Below are 19494 nucleotides of genomic sequence, written 5' to 3' on the forward strand. Positions count from 1 at the left end.
ACTACATTGCAAGCTTACTCGGCTATATATACTCTGTCGCCTCATTCACTTGCGTTTTGTCTAAAGCCTTAGTGGGTAACGCTATATGATTTATGCGAAATCAAAATGGTAAGCAACTGAAGCAACGAATTCGTTTAAGAAAAGATGCTTTGTTTCGAAAGGTGTAATTAAGCCTGCATCACCACTAACGACATCGAAGAATGAATTTTCAGTGCGCAACGTACCTGCATCAACAAAGCGATAGCCAAGCCCAATGCTGATTTTTTCGTTAAAAAAGTAATCAGCACCAACACCAGCATCCCAAGCAAAGCTAGTCGCTGAATCACCGTGAATACGCGTATCATAAGTTATTGTATTGCCACTAAAGGTATGCTGGACGTTTCTTAGATTACCCATTTGGTTATAAGCGAAACCAATTCCGCCTTTAACATAAGGTACAAAACCACCCCAATTTACAGTGGGTTTCAAAATCAGATCAAACAGGAATGTTTGGACGTCAATGTCATCTGCCTCAAAATGATCTTCCAGGTAGAAATTAGGATCAGTAGGAATAACTGCATAGCTTGCATGAAGAAAATAATCATAGCCACTTCGGTAATCCCAAGTAAATTGGACAGCTACGTTGGGATTGTATTGATAACCAATAAATGCGCCTCCAAAACCGCCAATCCCGAAATCGCGATTCCAATCGGTGTTACTTGGTGCGATGATGCGAAGAGGTTCTCTTCCACCCAGATCAGGCGCAAAATGCGTGCTTAAAGAAATAGAAGCTCCGCCTTCAGCACCGATATAAAATTTTGGTGCGGAAGGAGCAACATTTCCCATCGCACCGGCAATGGCTAAACTATTAAATCCAACACACAGAGCTGCTATAGAAATTGCCTTTAATTTCATATTATTTTGTCTCCATTCTAATATTATTTTGTGGGCTAATTAAGTTAGAAAACCCTGGAGTAAGGGAGTCTGAAGCAATAATACGCGGGACACCTAATCCATGGCACTAATTTAATGTTGTAACAATACATTTCATTGTTATTTGTTGCATTGACGCATGCTACTACTATGAACGTTAAATAGCAAACTTCGCTATGGAATTGGGATAATAATGCACTATAAATCCTGGATTACTTTTATTCTCGATTTATACTACGTCTTTTTCTCGCCATTTAATTGATTAAGCAAAGAGCTGATTTCAAAAATACGTTCTTCTGATGCGGTATTATCTAAGGTAAAACGTAAGCGTTGGGGACCTTCCATTTGATATCTTTTGGCGTGTACTTGAATTAAATGAATCAACACTCCTGGATCTATAGAAGGATTTTCACTAAACTCCAGTTTGCCTTGCTGTGCACCGGCACTGATTTTTTGAATGCCCATTTTTTCTGCTTTTAATTTTAATTCAGTAATCAATAATAAGTGCTTCACTTGTTGCGGTAACAAACCAAACCGGTCAATTAACTCAATTTGTAAATCGTGTAATTGTTCTTTACTTTTTGCATTAGCGATTCGTTTGTACATGATCAGTCGATTGTGAATATCAGGAATGTATTCTTCAGGAATAATGGCACTGATTCGTAAATCAATCTCAGGCCCTTGATGCATAGGAGCAGATAACTCGGGTGTTTTTCCTGCTTTTAAATCATGTACTGCTTTATCAAGCATTTCCATAAATAAATTGAATCCAACTGCCTGCATGTTTCCACTTTGTTCCGCGCCTAATAGTTCACCTGCTCCGCGAATTTCCAGATCATGTGTTGCTAGGGTGAATCCAGCACCGAGATCCTCCAATGATATAATTGCTTCCAGCCGTTTGACAGCATCAGCAGTTAATAATTTTTCATTAGGGGTAAGCAAGTAAGCATAGGCTTGATGATGAGAACGACCAACACGCCCACGTAACTGATGCAGTTGTGCTAAACCAAATTTATCCGCACGATCAATAATAATTGTATTGGCTGTAGGAATATCAATACCGGTTTCAATGATCGTGGTGCAGACTAACACATTGAAACGGTGGTGATAAAAGTCAGACATTACCCGTTCCAGCTCGCGCTCACGCATTTGTCCATGCGCACTGCGGATTTTCGCTTCTGGAACCAAGGTTTGCAAATCCTGGCACACGCGCTCAATTGTTTCTACATTATTATGCAAAAAGAAAACTTGCCCTCCTCTAAGAATTTCCCTCAGTGTGGCCTCACGGACTGTGGCGTCTTTTTTCTCTTGCCAGAATGTCTTAATCGCCAGACGTTTGGCTGGGGGCGTAGTCATTAGAGAAATATCTCTTATTCCTGCCATAGCCATATTCAGTGTTCTGGGAATTGGAGTCGCTGTCATCGATAAAATATCAACATGAGTCCGCAGGGATTTGATGTGTTCTTTTTGTTTGACTCCAAAACGATGCTCTTCATCAATAATGAGAAGTCCCAGATTTTTAAAGGCAATGTTACTTTGGAATAATTTATGTGTTCCTATGACGATGTCAACAGTTCCTGATTTTAAAGCAGTGAGCACCGTTTCCGTTTCTTTACCGGAACGAAAACGTGACAGCAATTCAATGTTGATAGGAAAATCGGCAAATCGGTCTCGGAATGATTCAAAATGTTGTCCTGCTAGAAGGGTGGTAGGCACCAGGATACAGACTTGCTTGTTGTTTTGCACTGCAACAAATGCGGCACGCATGGCTACTTCAGTTTTACCAAATCCCACATCCCCGCAAATTAAACGATCCATAGGTCTTGGGGATTCCATGTCTTTTATTATTTGTTCAATTGCGTGTAATTGATCGGGAGTTTCTGTAAAAGGAAAAGCACTGGCAAATTTAACATACTCATTGTGATCTACTTTATATTGGTATCCAGGTTGCGCTTCTCTTTTCGCATAAAGATCCAGTAGTTCAATTGCTACATCATGAATTTTTTCGGCAGCTTTTTTCTTTTCTTTTTGCCATTGATCAGAACCCAGTTTATGCAAAGGAGCATGTTCACTATCGACACCGGTGTATCGACTAATAAGGTGGAGTGACGTAACAGGCACATAAATTTTGTCTTCACCGGCATAGGTAAGAACTAAAAACTCGCCAGCAATTCCATTGGATTCTATATGTTGTAATCCTTGATAACGTCCTACACCAAATTGCAAATGAACTACAGGAGCACCAACGCGTAGTTCAGCCATATCACGGATAATTAAATCGGGATCAACTGTCTTTTGTGTTCCTCGCCTTTGCGGTGTGCTTTGCTCCCCAAATAATTGAGATTCAACGATGAGTACGATATGGCTTTGTTTTAATTCGCAACCATAAATAAGATCCCCAGTACTGATGTTGATCGGAGCAGTATCATTAATAAAGTCGTGCCATGAAGCGTGTACTTTTGCAGAAATGCCGCTTGGTTTAAGCAGATCAAGTAATACCTCACGACGTCCGGCACTTTCGACCACAATTAAATATCGGCGTGAGGAATCTGCACAATAGTTACGAAGTTGGCTTAACGGTTCCTGGGTTTTCCTATCTATAGGCAATTGTGGGCCTGGTACGATGTCAAAATTAACCACAGCCCCTTTTTTATCTGAAGGGTTTTGGAACAAGCGAAGTTGTTCATAAGTATTGGCTTTAGTTAATAATTCAGTCGGATTAATAAAACATGCCGGCGGCGATAAAATGGGTCTACTGATATCGTATCGTCTTTGTTCGAAGCGTTCGTTTAATTCTTGCCAGAATTGCTCTGCATTATTTTGAATGTTTTCAACTAAGCAAACCTTGGCATTTTCAGGTAAATAATCAAAAAAAGTAACTGTTTTTTCAAAAAACAAGGGTAGATAATATTCAATTCCTGAAGGGAATTGACCTTCACTGATCGCTTCATAAATAGGACATTGGCTTGGGTTTCCGGGAAATTGCTCTCTAAATGCACGTCGAAAGAGAAGTTGACTTTGTTCATTTAAAGGAAATTCTCGGGCGGGTAATACATTGATTTCTTTAATTTTTTCTATTGTACGTTGGGTTTCAGTATCGAACTCTCGCAAACTTTCGATTTCATCATCAAAAAGCTCAATACGAAATGGCAAACCTGAACCCATAGGATAGACATCAATAATTGAACCGCGTACAGCAAACTCTCCATGTTCGAGGACTTTATTAACACAATGATATCCAGAGTGTTGCAACTGGTTACGGAAAGCAGTTAAGTCCAGCTTTTGTCCTTCTTTAAGCATCAGCGCATATTGATTTAAAAATTCAGGTGGGCACAGTCTATGCATTAATGTGCTTGCTGCAGTAATGACAATTGCATCGGTTACTTGTTGGATTCGGCTTAATGTGTATAGGCGCTCGGAAATGATGTCTTGATGCGGTGAGAACTGGTCATAAGGGAGCGTTTCCCAATCAGGAAAAAACAATAATTCTTGAGGAGACTCAGGATTGAGAAAGAAATTTAATTCTGCTTGTAATTGATTTGCACTGAGATTGTCTTGTGTAATCAATAACTTGATTCCGGGTGTTTGTTGACAATACTCAGCCAATGCGAGTGCTAAACTGCTTCCGTGGAGTTGCCCCCATATTTGTTTGGCTTGGGTTGGCTTATAGAGTAAAGTTTTTATGGACATAGCTTGAGCAAGCGGATTTAAAAATTAGCGATTATACCTTATGTATGGTTTTGGTTCATCTTAAAATTGCAGATTATTTTTTAATTGGATGATAAGTTTTATAAAAAAGGCATATAAAGGCACATATTTAAAATTGTAGCTTGGGTGTGTAATGAAGCGGAACTGGGATCTAGACAAAATAAAATCTTATCCCGGGTTTCGCTTCGCTACACCCAGGCTACTTATTCATTAATTTTAATATCGAAATGATTTAATAAAGCGATGACATCCGGAAAGGAAAAACGTGCGTGTTTGATTTTATTTTCATTGAGATCAATTGCATAGTTAACGGCGTTTGTAAAATCTGCAGCATTTAAGTTTGTATGGAGAAATAGACTATTTAGTAGATCAGAGCCTACAAAACTTGCATGACTTAAATTTGCTTCTCTGAAATCAACATCATGAGCTTTGCATTCTTCAATGATCAAACCAGAAAGCTCTAGTCCATAAAAACTGGAGTGGCTTAAGTTGCTGTTGTAAAAATAGAGAGGACTTGTAAGCTTAACTAAGGGCCAACTCAATTCAGTCCAATTTATTCCTATGATTTTTGAATTTTTAAATGAGACTTCTGAAAATTTACAACCTGGAAATTTTGCCAAAGCCAGATCGCAGTCTTCAAAATCGCAATCAGTGAATTTTGTATTCTTGAAAATAATGTCACTAAATTTACATTGTTTAAATCGGCAACTTTCAAAATTAATCTGCTCGATTCGTATTTTTTCAATGGTTAATTGCGTGAATGTTTGATTAAGATAAGTATGGTCATTAAAAGGATGTATCATATACTTTTTCTCTAATTTAAAATCACTTTGAAGCCTGGGCAAAGGCGAAGCCATAACCCGGGATGAAACAATTTTATTCTTGTCCAGAAACCCGGTTCCGCTACACTTCACCCCAGGCTACACATTAGGCTACAACTTAGGTTTCATTTAATGATGTATCAGTTTCAATGAGTTCAAGCTCATCTAACTCGATATCCACGGACTCAATTTTTTGAAAACGCGACGTAATTTTTTTAGCGGATGTGTTTACTTCACTGACATCTTGATGAGCCAAATTGATGTGCTTAGAAAGTTTATCCATTCTTTTTTCAAAGCGTTGAAAATCATCGGCAAGAGCTTGCAGGTGTTTTTGGATAATGTGAATTTGTTTGCGAGTGGCATCATCTTTAAGCACTGCTTTAGCAGTAGTAAGAACAGCCATTAAAGTACTTGGGGACACAAGCCATACTTTTAATCTTTGGGAAAGCGAAATTAAATCTGGATAATTCGCATGAATTTCTGCAAAGATGGATTCCGCGGGAATGAACATCATAGCACCATCAGTGGTTTCATTAGGTATGATGTATTTTTCAGCAATGTCTTTAATATGTTTTTGAATGTCTTGACGAAATTGTTGCTGTAACGATTTCTTCTCAACCGAACTTGCATCAGTGCTGATAAGTCGCTGATAAGTTTCCAGAGGAAACTTGGCATCAATAACTACATTACCCGTAGGTTCAGGTAAGAACAAAATGCAATCAGCACGCTTTTGATTACTGAGTGTATGTTGCATTGCAAAATGATTGGGTGGAATCATATTGCTGATGAGTGTCGCCAATTGTACTTCACCAAAAGCCCCGCGTGCTTTTTTATCGACTAATACATCTTGCAAGCTAACAACATGATTGGAAAGCTCGGTAATTTTCTTTTGTGCTTCATCAATGATTGTTAACCGTTTTACCACGTCAATAAAAGTTGAAGACGTTTTTTCAAAACCTTCGGTTAATTTATGATTGACTTGTTGGGTTAAGCTGTGGAGATGATTGCGAATTTCTTCAGTAAGCAACTGTAAATGAGAGGTCAATGAACTGGCATGTTGCCTGAAGCTATGACTCATTTGCTCCCTAACATCGGTCATTTGCTTTTGGACGGTATCATGAATCAGTTGTTGCGTCATCAATTGTCCTTGAGCAATTTTCTCACTTACATCCAGGCGCACTTGATGCAATTGTGTGGTAAATGCCTCCAGAACTTTTTCATTAAACTGCCTGCTCCATTTTTTTTGCTGGCTTTGTTTTATCAAAAGCCAAATTAGGAGCATAAATTGGAGGGCTAACGCATATGCTATGCCCTCAAGTAACGTGATTGAAGATAAAAATTGCATTCATTAGTCCAAAAGTTGACTGAGTTTAATTGGCGGATCGTATTGATATACCGTTTTTAATTGCCCATAATCAGTAAGGTGCAAATAACCCACGGAAAGTTGATCCTCTGTCAAACGGGCCGAATTGTCAAAGCTAAATTTAATTATTTGTTTTCCGGGCTCGAGCCATTGCGCACTTTGAACTGTTTCAATGGGAAGATCCGCGCCTTTGGAATTTTTTGTATATAAGATGCTTTGTAATGCATACCGACTTGCAGTCGCAACCTCTACAGTGGCGGCAAACGTTAGAGGATTAGAGGAGATCTTTTTGATGCTGATTAGGCTTGCAGAAGGTATTGAATAGGAAAAAGCAGCCCGTCCACTACGATGTATGGGGCTATTTTCACCAAGCGCGCATAATACATCCACCTCGATATACCAATTGCCTCCATGAGTGTTGTCAGCAGAAGATAAAAGTGCGTTGGCTTGGAATTGGTTGCGTTTTATTTCTTTTATTTTCAGAGGAATTGTTTGATTATCAGGACCTACCAATGAGGCATTCACATCATCTGCAGGATAAGAAGTTATATTATCTTTTAGGGTAATAAGGGCATTAAATTGATCACCGTATTGATACTGCAATGCCGAAGGTTCAATTTGCAAATAAATTAAAGAGTATTTTTCAAACACATGAATGAGATATGAATCGGCATTTGAGGAGTCTGTGGATTTGCTTTTGATTATGAAATTATTCATACCTAATTCCGGTTTGATTTGCAGCATAATCTGGTGCGAACCTATCCTTAGCGATTCATCAATTGCCTCATCCTGACTGTACAATGATGAGGCATCTTTTAAGCTTATGAATTTGTTAGACTTAGCACTTTTTAACTCCAATGCAGGAATGGATTTATTTTTTTGTAAAGGGATAATGCGTACTACTGCTTCTGGTGTATGAATCGCTAAGTTAATCCCTTGCTGTAATTGGGCCGCAGTTACTTGCTGATTATAACTGTAACTTTTTTGAATGTTGCTTTCTGTTTTATTTAAAGGAAACTCGCCAATTTTCCAGCGATCTTGCATGCTTTCATGAGATAAAGAATTGCAAATATCACAATCATAAGATTTGACTGGATTTTGTGGTAAGGTGAATGCATTGACTTGCGCGCAACAAAATAAAGACAAAAAGGTAAGCGTGGTTCTCATTTTACAGCTCCTTCTGAATCCAGGATAGAAATTAGTATCTTATCCAGTCCAAAACATGAATGACGACTTTGATTATGGCTAAGTGTTGTCTTATCATCGGTTTGTTCCTTGTCATAAAACCAAATTGTACCTGCAGCGGCTTGGGACGTACAATTTAAAAAACCATCGGCACAATAGTCCAGATAGATTTTAGCAATCCTCAAGCCGCTATTGAGTAAATAACCATTACAGTAACTGGCTGAAGAGAGAGGCGAGGCGATAACATCAGTCCCTATGACTGCATTAAAAGGTACTGGCAAGGAAGGGCGATTCTTAGTGCCAAACAAGAGCTCTTCGTTGTAAATATACATGTCACCAACACGTTGCTGTTTAACGGCATCTCCCGTATAACCTAACAACCAGCTCAGGCTGGCTTCGAAAATACCTCCATTGAAAAGCATATCAGCAAGAGGGGTACCTCCACTTGAAGGAGCTAAAGCAACGACTTGTTTGATTTTGCTTTTTAATCGCATATATCGATTATCATAAGTTGGATTCGAAAGGATCCAGCGCATTACGTTGGCGCCATTGGAATGAGTGTAAAGAATCAAAGCGTTAATTTTTTTACGATCTATAAAATCCAACAGCTGATTTGCAGTACATCCTGCAGCATCTTCATCCCACATGTATTTGCTGTAATCACAATGAACTACATAATAATTTTCAGGATTCGGAAGTCCTTGAGCAATATCCTGAATAAAATCTGTTTTCCAATAGCCGCCCTCGGCATCCTCTCGATGATCATTTGTCCCATGAACAAATGCAATGCCTAAATTTCTGTGTCCATCAGACTGGGGAAATGCATACATTAATGTGGAAGATACAAGTAAAAAACCTGTTATTAAGATACGTTTAAAATCCATTTTTATCACGCCTCGGTTCATGTTGAATCGATATGTATCTATAGCATATTTTTTAATGATAAACTAATGTTTTAGGATAATTGCTTTTCACCTATAAAGTTATGAATTCGTAGCCTGGTGCATTGTAGCCTGGGTAAAGGCATAGCCTTTACCCAGGCTACGAATTTTTCAAAGGCAATGGCTTCTTATGTTTTAGATTATGGATGGAAATGAATGAGTATTGATGAAATAAAGGAACAAATTGCTGAGCTGAAAGATAAAATAAGGCAATATGATTATCACTATTATGTTCTGGATGAGCCACTAGTTCCTGATGTGGAATACGATCGGTGTTTTCGTGCATTACAGGATTTGGAAGCTAAATATCCGGAATTATTGACAGCAGACTCACCTACCCAACGTGTGGGTGGTACTCCTGCAGATGCCTTTATGCCAGTAACCCATCGGCAACCCATGTTGTCCTTATCGAACGTGTTTACTGAGGAAGAGCTCCAAGCATTTATTAAGCGTGTTACCGAAAAACTGGATGAACCAGTTCAGCAATTGGTTTTTACCTGTGAACCTAAATTGGATGGGCTTGCGGTAAATCTTAGCTACGAAAATGGCGTATTGATTTCTGCAGCAACACGTGGTGATGGAACTACAGGTGAAAACATTACTGCCAATATTAAAACAATCCCTGCAATTCCTTTAGTTTTAAGAGTGCCAAAACCGCCACGTTTTATTGAAGTCCGTGGTGAGGTCTACATGCCCAAAACAGGTTTTGAAGAGTACAATAAAAAGGCTAAAGAGTCTGGGGAAAAAGTTTTTGCCAATCCCCGTAATGCTGCAGCAGGAAGCTTAAGGCAGTTGAATCCTGCAGTAACAGCAAGCAGGCCTTTGGCTATTTATTGCTATGGTATAGGGGCTTGCGAGGGATATAGTTTACCTTTTAGCCATTGGGAGCAATTACAATTACTCAAAGAATTTGGCTTTAGGGTTTCTTTAGATACCAAACAGGAGGTGGGTATTAAAGGTTGCCTGAATTATTACCATGAGATGTTAGCCAAGCGTAATCAACTTCCTTTTGAGATCGATGGGGTTGTTTATAAAGTAGACAGTATTCCTTTACAACAACAACTTGGTTTTATTTCACGAGCTCCCCGATTTGCCTGTGCCCATAAATTTCCTGCTACCGAAGAGATAACGGAGCTGTTAGCCGTTGATTTTCAGGTAGGAAGAACTGGAGCTTTAACTCCGGTAGCTCGTTTGGCGCCGGTCAATGTTGCAGGAGTTACTGTAAGCAATGCGACTTTGCATAACATGGATGAAATTACCAGAAAGGATATTCGTATTGGTGATATGGTTATTATTCGTCGTGCGGGCGATGTTATTCCAGAAGTAGTTTCCGTCGTTCTTGAGCGGCGTCCCGCAAATACCAAAGCAATTCGTTTACCTAATAAATGTCCTGTTTGCGGTTCTGATGTAGTGCGTGAGGAAGGGGAGGCAGTTGCGCGTTGTGTAGGTGGTTTATTTTGCAAGGCTCAATTAAAAAGAATGATGTGGCATTTTGCTTCACGTAAAGCGATGCATATTGAAGGATTGGGAGCGGGACTTATTGAGCTGCTCGTCAACGAAGGGATTGTGCGCCATTTACCCGATCTTTATACGCTTAATTTCACTACTTTGGCTAATCTTCCACGTATGGGAGAGAAATCAGCAAAAAATTTATTGCACGCTTTAGAGCAAAGTAAAAATACAACATTTACTCGTTTTCTGTATGCGCTGGGAATTCGTGAAATTGGTGAATCCAGCGCCCGAATGTTGGCCGAACATTTCGGAGATATTGATGCTATTTCCAAAGCAACAGAAGAAGAGTTGATGAGCTTGCAAGATATGGGACCGGTAGGGGCTTTTAATGTGGTGCATTTTTTTGCACAGGAACATAATCGTCAAATCATTGAACGTTTATTAGCCCTTGGCGTCCATTGGCCAAAAGTTGAGAAAAAGAAAGTCAATAAAGAGCATTCTTTATTTGGCAAAACAGTGGTTTTAACTGGAACTTTAAGTACTATGGGACGTGAAGAGGCCAAAGCAAAATTATTGGCTGTAGGGGCTAAGGTGACTGGTAGCGTCTCAGCAAAAACAGATTATGTCATTGCTGGAAGTGAAGCGGGATCCAAACTGGATAAAGCAAATGATCTGGGTGTACCAGTTTTGGATGAAGAACAGTTTCTTAAAGTATTATGAAAGGTCTGTTTTCATTTCTACGATCTTGGCCAAACTGTGCTGATTTTCTGCGCTCCGATACCCACATGTTCCGTATATGCTGAATTTCGGTGCTCGAAAATCAGGCCATTTTGACTCAAGCGAGCGAATGGAAAAAGACCCTATTAATTAGATAAGGATTTTTTTTGAATCGTATACAACGAATAGTTCTGGTAGCTCTGTTTTTTAAAAATTTTAGCTGCTTTGCTTATGCATGGCCTTGGATTTTAAATAATCCATATCCCCAATCACAAGCAAAAAAAAATATTTATTACTCATCATTTTCTGAACAGCCTAAAACTCTGGACCCGGCACTTTCTTATTCGTCGAATGAGTCTCTTTTTATTGCTCAAATATATGAGCCTTTGCTGCAGTATGATTATTTGAAAAGGCCGTATCAATTAGCTCCTTTAATCGCCTCGCAAATGCCCCAGTTAAGATATCTTGATGCCCAAGGTAATTTATTGCCTGAAAACAGCCAGGAAGCGCCTGCTTACAGTGTTTATACTATAAACATTAAAAAAGGAGTTTATTATCAGCCTCACCCAGCTTTTGCTAAGGATGCAGAAGGTTCATATTTTTATCATCATGTCACATCAGATTATTTAGATGAAGAAGATATTAACCAATTATCGGATTTTAAGCATACAGGCACGCGAGAGCTGATAGTTGATGATTACATTTATCAAATAAAGCGATTGGCTAATCCTGCATTGAGCTCACCAATTTATGGTTTAATGAGTGACTATATCGTCGGTTTTGCAGAATATGGAAAAACACTTCCTAAAGGTAATAAATATATTGATCTGCGTAAGTATCCTTTAAAAGGACTAAAAAAACTGGATGATTATTCTTTTGAAATTACTTTAAAGGGAAAATACATCCAGTTTTTATTTTGGTTGGCTATGAGTTTTTTTTCGCCAGTTCCCTGGGAAACTGATTACTTTTATTCTCAACCAGGAATGTTGGACAATAACATCACTTTGAGTTGGTTTCCTGTAGGCACAGGACCTTTTATGTTGGTTAAAAATAATCCCAATAGAAATATGGTGCTCCAAAAAAATCCTAATTTTCGCGAAGAATATTATCCAAGTATCGGTTCTGATGAGGATAAGAAATTAGGATATTTGAATAATGCAGGTAAGCGAATACCCTTTATCGAAAAGGCAATTTTTACTCTGGAAAAAGAATCTATTCCTCGTTGGAATAAATTTTTGCAAGGTTATTATGATAGCTCGGTAATTGGTGCGGACAGTTTTGATCAGGCAATCCATACGAATCGATATGGCAAGGCTGAACTAACACCAGAGATGCAAAAAAAACACATGTACCTCACTGTGGAATTACAACCTACTACTTACTATATGGGATTTAACATGCTTGATAAAGTAGTTGGTGGAACTAGCGAACGCGCGCGCAAGTTAAGAAGAGCAATTTCAATTGCGGTAAATTATGATGAAAACATAGCCATTTTTCATAATGGTCGAGGTATTGCCGCTCAAGGACCGATTCCACCTGGTATTTTTGGTTATAAAGAAGGTAAAGAGGGAATTAATCCTTATGTATATGAATGGAAAAATGATGAAGCTGTGCGTCGTCCCATTAGTGATGCCAAACAACTAATGGCTGAAGCAGGATACCCTGATGGAATTGATCCGGCTACTGGAAATCACTTAATTTTAAATTATGATGTCACGACATCAGGTGGTCCTCAGGACAAATCCTTATTTGATTGGATGCGTAAACAATTTGCTCAAATAGGCATTGATTTGAATGTGCGGGCAACTTTGTATAATCGTTTTCAAGAAAAAATGCGTACAGGTGATACGCAAATATTTAGTTGGGGTTGGGTGGCAGATTATCCGGATCCTGAAAATTTTTTGTTTCAGCTGTATGGAGCCAATGGCAAGGTAAAATTTAGTGGTGAAAATGCTGCCAATTATCAAAATCCTGAATTTGATCGTCTTTTTAATTTAATGAAAAATAGACAAAATGATACACAAAGGCAGCAGATTATTGATGAGATGATCTCTATTGTTCGTAGTGATGCACCATGGATTTGGGGAATACATCCTGAAGAATTTATTTTATCTCAGAGTTGGGTCTCTCGCATTAAACCAAATACAATGTTTTCTTCGACTTTAAAGTACATCGAAATCAATGTGCCCGAACGAAACAGATTGAGATTCGCTTGGAATCAACCAGTTTTTTGGCCATTGGGTTTATTGTTTTTGCTTATTCTAATTCTCATTCTTCCTTTGGTTATTGCCTATCACAAGAAAGAAAGAAAACCGGCAGAAAGGACGTTTATCCCATGATCAAGTATTTACTGCGTCGAGTTACATATTCGATACCCATTCTTTTTGGAATTAATCTTATTACTTTTATTTTATTTTTTATGGTGAATACACCAGACGATATTGCACGCATGCATTTAGGACAGAAACATGTAGAACAACAAGTGATCGATGATTGGAAAGAGGCACATGGTTATAATTTACCCTTATTTTATAACGACCAAAAAACTGGAATAGAAAAAATACAATCGACTTTGTTTTTTCAAAAATCAATGAAGCTCTTTACTTTTAATTTTGGTGTGTCTGATTCTGGACGAGATATTAGCGAAGACATTACCTACAGAATGTGGCCAAGTCTTTCTATTGCGTTACCCGTTTTATTGTTGGATGTTATTGCTAACATTATTGTCGCTATGGCAATGGCTTTTTTTCGAGGAACTTATCTTGATTTAACTGGTGTGGTGATTTGTATTATTTTAATGTCGATTTCCAGCTTATTTTATATTATTGGTGGCCAATATCTTTTTGGTAAATTATTACGTCTAGTACCTATTTCAGGTTATGACAGTGGCTTTGACGCGTTAAAATTCGTTATTCTGCCGATTACTGTGGCAGTACTTAGTGGCTTGGGGGCGGGGAGCCGTTGGTATCGCACTTTATTCCTGGAGGAAATGCATAAAGATTACGTTAAAACGGCCAGAGCTAAAGGGCTATCGGAACAAAGAGTGATGTTCAAACACGTATTGAAAAATGCAATGCTTCCTATATTAACCGGAATTGTAGTGATTATTCCTTCCTTATTTATGGGCAGTTTGATATTAGAATCTTTTTTTGGGGTGCCAGGCTTAGGCAGCTATACAATTGATGCAATTCAACAGCAGGATTTTGCTATTGTGAGGGCTATGGTGTTCTTGGGTTCAATTCTTTATATTGTGGGATTGGTATTAACGGATATCTCTTATATGTTGGTCGATCCCCGGGTGAGGTTATCTTAGCAATGTAGAAAATCTAGCATGGGTGCAGAGCGCAGCGAAACCTAGAGCTTGTAATATTGGATTCCCGGGTTCCCTCGCGCTGCACTCAAGCTACGTTGATGGAATAATAAGAAAAAATGATGATTGAGTTTTTATGGACTGATAAATGCTTTCTCACCTTATTAGGTTTAAGTGGGATAGTTATTTTACTGAGCTTACGCAAGTATCATATAAGGCGTTCTTTCTCCATAATATTGCACAGACCCATTGCTGTAAGCGCAGGCATCATACTGTTGTTTTTTATTACTGTTGGTGTTTTGGATTCGATTCATATTGCATCGGTAAATAAAGAAACAGAAACTGCAGCTACTGTGTTGGATAAAATTTTGGCTCCTATAGATAAAATTTTAGAAAAAACCTATTCGGCACCATTGGCGTTAAGGCAGTTTATTAGTGAAACATCATTGGTGAATGGTGTTGTTGAACAATCTTTTCCGTTATTGATTTATCCTGGTAAATGGGTAAAAACTGAAGCAGAAAAAAATGAGATCATAAAAAGTACGTTTTGGCATGCATTGAAATGCAGTATATCCGTGGCATTTTTTATAGGAATAGTTCTGATTTGTGTTCGGTTTTGCAGACAGGTAAGACCTTTTTTTGCTTTAAGTGCGACGAGTTTAAGCACCTTAATTACCGTAAGTGTTCTTACATTTTTTGTGGTGCTTGGATATGAGCTTTCAAGAACGTTTCATGTGTTGGGGACGGGACAAATTGGACAAGATATTTTTTATTTTACAATTAAGAGCATACGCACTGGCTTAGTCATTGGTCTTTTAACTACTTTATTTATGTTACCTTTGGCTTTGTTTTTGGGGGTAGTGGCAGGATATTTTGGTGGTTTGGCGGATGATTTGATTCAGTATGCCTATACTACTTTAAGCTCCATACCTGGAGTTTTATTAATTACTGCTTCAGTTTTGTCTTTGCAAGTTTATATAGCCAATCATCCTGAGCAGTTTACTACTTTGGCTCAAAGTGCGGATGCACGTTTATTGGCACTTTGTTTCATCCTCGGAGTAACAAGTTGGACCAGCTTATGTCGGCTTTTACGAGCTGAGACTTTGAAGCTGCGTGAAGTAGATTACGTTCAAGCGGCGCGTGCCTTGGGATCGAATTGGTTTACTATTATTCGCAAACACTTATTGCCTAACGTGATGCATATTGTAGTAATCACCCTGGTTTTGGATTTTAGTTTTTTGGTTATGGCAGAGGCATTGCTTTCATACGTGGGAGTAGGGGTTTCGCCCATGACCATTAGCTGGGGAAATATGATTAATAGTGCACGTTTTGAGTTGGCACGTAATCCTGTGATTTGGTGGCCTATATTGGCTGCATTTGTTTTTATGTTTTTGCTGGTTTTAGCAATTAACTTATTTGCAGATGCGGTCCGAGACGCTTTTGATCCCCATCAATCATAAGGGTGATATAAAAAGTACAAAAAATGTGTTTAGGTTCTTGGTTTATCGTGATGATGCCGGTATGCAAAACCTTTGATTTAGGTTAAAGTTCATCAATTAAGCTTAGTGAGTTAATTTCTTTATGCAACAACGTTTTGTTCATTTACGTGTCCACACGGAGTTTTCTTTAGTTGATGGCTTGACTCGTGTCAAGCCTTTAATGAAGGTTTTACCATCCCGAGGGATGTGTGCTGTTGCAGTGACCGATTATTGCAATTTGTTTGCAGCGGTGAAGCATTATAAAAATGCTGTTGATATGGGAATCAAGCCTATTATTGGAAGTGATTTACCTTGCCATGATCCTGAGCAGCCCGAACGAGTTTCTTCTATGGTTCTTTTATGTCTTAATTCTCAGGGGTATAAAAATTTAACGTGTCTTGTTTCCAAAGCATATCAGGAAGGGCAATATCAAGGACAACCCAGAGTACAATACCAATGGATTCAAGAGTACTCAGCAGGGCTTATCGCATTGTCTGGCGGAAAATTCGGTGATATTGGACAAGCTTTATTAGCCAATAATGATGTTTTAGCTAAAAGTCGGGCAATGCATTGGCAAACACTTTTCCCCAATCGTTTTTATTTAGAAATTCAGCGGACAGGGCGGCCCGATGAAACCCGCTACAATGAAAAGTTGATTGCTTTAGCCGATGAACTGAAATTGCCATTAGTAGCAACCAATGATGTGCGTTTTCTTGATCAAGAAGATTTTGAGGCCCATGAAGCGCGTGTTTGCATTCATGAAGGATACACATTAGCTGATCCCAGAAGAGTGCAAAAGTATAGTGCACAACAGTACTTGCGATCGGCTGATGAAATGATTGCTTTATTTTCTGATTTGCCATCTGCAATAGAAAATACAGTTGAAATCAGTAAACGATGCACGGTAAAACTGGATTTAGGAAATAACTATTTACCTAACTTTCCCATACCGGATGGATCCACTGTTGAAGAATATTTATCCCATTTATCACAAGTCGGTTTAGAAGAGCGTTTACTGCAAATATTTAAAAACAAATCGCCCGAAGAGCTGCAAGCATCTCGAGAAGAGTATGACAAACGTTTGCAGGTTGAATTAAATGTAATTAATAACATGGGCTTTGCCGGTTACTTTCTAATTGTTGCTGATTTCATCCAGTGGGCAAAAAAAAATGGTGTACCAGTTGGTCCAGGACGCGGTTCAGGAGCTGGATCATTAGTTGCTTACGCATTAAAAATTACCGATTTGGATCCTTTAGAGTATGAATTACTTTTTGAGCGTTTCTTGAACCCAGAACGGGTATCCATGCCTGATTTTGATATCGATTTTTGTATGGAGGGTCGTGATCGGGTCATTGATTATGTGGCCGAGAAATATGGCAGGCAAAGTGTTTCACAAATTATTACCTTTGGTACCATGGCTGCAAAAGCTGTGGTACGCGATGTTGGACGTGTATTAGGCCACCCTTATGGCTTCGTTGATAAGCTGGCAAAATTAATCCCTTTTGAGATAGGTATTACATTAAGTAAGGCTTTAGAACAGGAAGAAGAACTAAAGCGTCGTTATGAAGAAGAAGAAGAAGTAAAAGAACTCATTGATTTAGCATTAAAACTCGAAGGGATTACCCGTAATGCGGGGAAACATGCTGGAGGAGTAGTTATTGCGCCATCCCAGCTTACAGATTTTACTGCAATTTATTGTGAAGAGGGATCTACCCAAATTGTAAGCCAGTTTGATAAAGATGATGTCGAAGCGGCAGGTTTGGTCAAGTTTGACTTTTTGGGATTACGTACCCTGACGATTATCGATTGGGCGTTGACTACGGTAAATAAAAAAAGAGCTGCCGGGGGTTTGCCCGCGGTGGATATCAGTCAAATTCCAACAGATGATGCCGCGACTTTTGATTTATTAAAGGCATGTAAAACAACAGCAGTGTTTCAACTGGAATCTCGAGGCATGAAGGAGTTAATCAGCCGTTTACAGCCTGATTGTTTTGAAGACATTATCGCTTTAGTAGCTTTATTCAGACCAGGTCCTTTGCAATCTGGAATGGTGGATGATTTTATTGATCGTAAGCATGGACGTGCTGCAGTTGATTATCCCCATCCGGATTTGGAGCCCATTTTAAAACCAACTTATGGTGTTATCTTATATCAAGAGCAAGTGATGCAAATTGCGCAGGTATTGGCAAATTATACTTTGGGTGCTGCCGATTTGTTACGTCGTGCGATGGGAAAGAAAAAGCCTGAAGAAATGGCCAAACAACGAGAAATTTTTACCCAAGGGGCGACTGCTCGCGGAGTTGATGAAAAAGTTGCAACCCATATTTTTGACTTGATGGAAAAATTTGCAGGTTATGGTTTTAATAAATCGCATTCGGCTGCATATGCATTAGTCGCTTACCAAACTGCTTGGCTTAAGGCACATTATCCGGCGGCATTTATGGCTGCGGTCATGTCATCAGATATGGATAATACGGATAAGGTAGTTACCTTTATTGATGAATGTGCTCATATGAAATTGAAGGTTTTACCCTCATCAATCAATCACTCGATGTATCCTTTTACTGTAGTTGATGATGCCACTATTATTTATGGCCTTGGGGCTATAAAAGGGGTGGGAGAGTCTGCTATTGATTGCATTACTGAAGAGCGTGAAGCAGGAGGAAAATATACGGACTTATTTAGTTTCTGCCAACGTCTGGATTTGCGTAAGGTAAATCGACGCGTATTAGAAGCACTAATTAAAAGCGGTGCTTTTGATGATTGGAATGTGGAGCGAGCAATATTGACTGCGTCTTTGGAAAAAGCTCTAAAAGTGGCAGAAAAAGAGCATCAAAATCAATCCAGTGGCCAATTTGATTTATTTTCATTATTAGAAGACGATACGAATAAGCAAGACTACGTGCAATGCAAACCTTGGTCCGAAGCACAGCGTCTGGAAGGTGAACGAGAAGTTTTAGGTTTTTATCTAACCGGGCATCCTGCAGATCAATATCGGCGTGAGTTTGGTGACTTTATCGTTTCAATCAGTCAATTAAACCCATCCATGCATAAAAAAGCCATTATTTGCGCGCAAATCGTTGGAATCCGCAAAATCTTGACGAAACGAGGTAAGAAGTTGGTAATTCTTGGCATGGATGATTCTACTGGACGACTGGATGTTGTTGTTTTTGGTGAACTTTTTGAATCCTCTGCCCCGGGTTTGACAACTGGAGATATGTTGGTTATTGAAGGTGAAGTGGCTCATGATGATTATAATGACAGAGTGAAAATGACCGCGAATCATCTCTATGATGTACCAGCAGCTCGAACTAAATTTGCTCGATGTTTGGAGTTACGTTTACACTCCGGAAATCAGGGGATTTTAGGTTCTATTCAGGCGTTATTAAAAGCCCATGTTGGGCGTTGCGCTGTGCAACTTTCATACCGTAATGATTATGCTAGGGCACAGTTGAGTCTGGCGCAACAATGGCACGTAATGCCGAGTGATGAACTACTTGGGCTCTTGATGAATCTTTTAGGGGATGAGCACGTTGTAATGAAATATTAGTAGCCTGGATGAAGCGAAGCAAAACCCGGATTACGGCCCACCTGCACCCAGGCTACA

The 19494-nt window shown here is 39.0% G+C and carries 11 protein-coding genes; 5 read left to right on the forward strand and 6 right to left on the reverse strand.

All coding sequences use genetic code 11. The features are described from left to right. Positions 1–90: 90 nt before the first annotated feature. From A8O27_RS09960 to A8O27_RS09985, 6 genes are all read right to left on the reverse strand, one after another. Positions 91–894, reverse strand: coding sequence for an outer membrane protein (locus A8O27_RS09960; protein ID WP_058458124.1), 804 nt, complete (start codon positions 892–894; stop codon positions 91–93). Between the two features lie 252 nt (positions 895–1146). Next, positions 1147–4602 (reverse strand): transcription-repair coupling factor, encoded by a 3456-nt coding sequence (gene mfd / locus A8O27_RS09965; RefSeq protein WP_058458123.1) that lies wholly within the window; start codon positions 4600–4602, stop codon positions 1147–1149. A gap of 221 nt (positions 4603–4823) precedes the next feature. Beyond that, a complete protein-coding gene (locus A8O27_RS09970; RefSeq protein ID WP_420812516.1) occupies positions 4824–5477 on the reverse strand; it encodes a pentapeptide repeat-containing protein in 654 nt (217 codons plus the stop codon). 82 nt (positions 5478–5559) lie between these two features. Beyond that, positions 5560–6786: a DNA recombination protein RmuC gene (locus tag A8O27_RS09975; protein WP_058458122.1), complete on the reverse strand. Its 1227-nt coding sequence runs from the start codon at positions 6784–6786 to the stop codon at positions 5560–5562. Between the two features lie 3 nt (positions 6787–6789). Further along, positions 6790–7971, reverse strand: coding sequence for a DUF4785 domain-containing protein (locus tag A8O27_RS09980; RefSeq protein WP_058458121.1), 1182 nt, complete (start codon positions 7969–7971; stop codon positions 6790–6792). Then, positions 7968–8873, reverse strand: coding sequence for a hypothetical protein (locus tag A8O27_RS09985; protein ID WP_058458120.1), 906 nt, complete (start codon positions 8871–8873; stop codon positions 7968–7970). The genes A8O27_RS09980 and A8O27_RS09985 overlap by 4 nt, the downstream gene beginning before the upstream one ends. Before the next feature lie 213 nt (positions 8874–9086). On the opposite strand from A8O27_RS09985, the gene ligA reads away from it, so the two are divergent. The 5 genes from ligA to dnaE all read left to right on the forward strand — a co-directional run bounded on the left by ligA (position 9087) and on the right by dnaE (position 19437). Then, a complete protein-coding gene (ligA, locus tag A8O27_RS09990) occupies positions 9087–11102 on the forward strand; it encodes an NAD-dependent DNA ligase LigA (protein WP_058458119.1) in 2016 nt (671 codons plus the stop codon). Between the two features lie 164 nt (positions 11103–11266). Then, positions 11267–13438 carry an ABC transporter substrate-binding protein gene (locus A8O27_RS09995; protein ID WP_058458118.1) on the forward strand — a complete coding sequence of 724 codons (2172 nt, stop codon included), beginning with the start codon at positions 11267–11269 and terminating at the stop codon, positions 13436–13438. Then, positions 13435–14412 carry an ABC transporter permease gene (locus A8O27_RS10000; protein WP_058458117.1) on the forward strand — a complete coding sequence of 326 codons (978 nt, stop codon included), beginning with the start codon at positions 13435–13437 and terminating at the stop codon, positions 14410–14412. The genes A8O27_RS09995 and A8O27_RS10000 overlap by 4 nt, the downstream gene beginning before the upstream one ends. Positions 14413–14528: 116 nt before the next feature. Continuing rightward, entirely contained in the window at positions 14529–15869 is a 1341-nt protein-coding gene (locus tag A8O27_RS10005) for an ABC transporter permease (RefSeq protein WP_058458116.1), read from the forward strand. 121 nt (positions 15870–15990) lie between these two features. Beyond that, complete coding sequence (dnaE, locus tag A8O27_RS10010) at positions 15991–19437, forward strand: DNA polymerase III subunit alpha (protein WP_058458115.1); 3447 nt, start codon at positions 15991–15993, stop codon at positions 19435–19437. The last annotated feature ends 57 nt before the right edge of the window (positions 19438–19494 follow it).

The sequence above is a fragment of the Legionella bozemanae genome, from assembly GCF_001648595.1.
GTDB lineage: Bacteria > Pseudomonadota > Gammaproteobacteria > Legionellales > Legionellaceae > Legionella > Legionella bozemanae.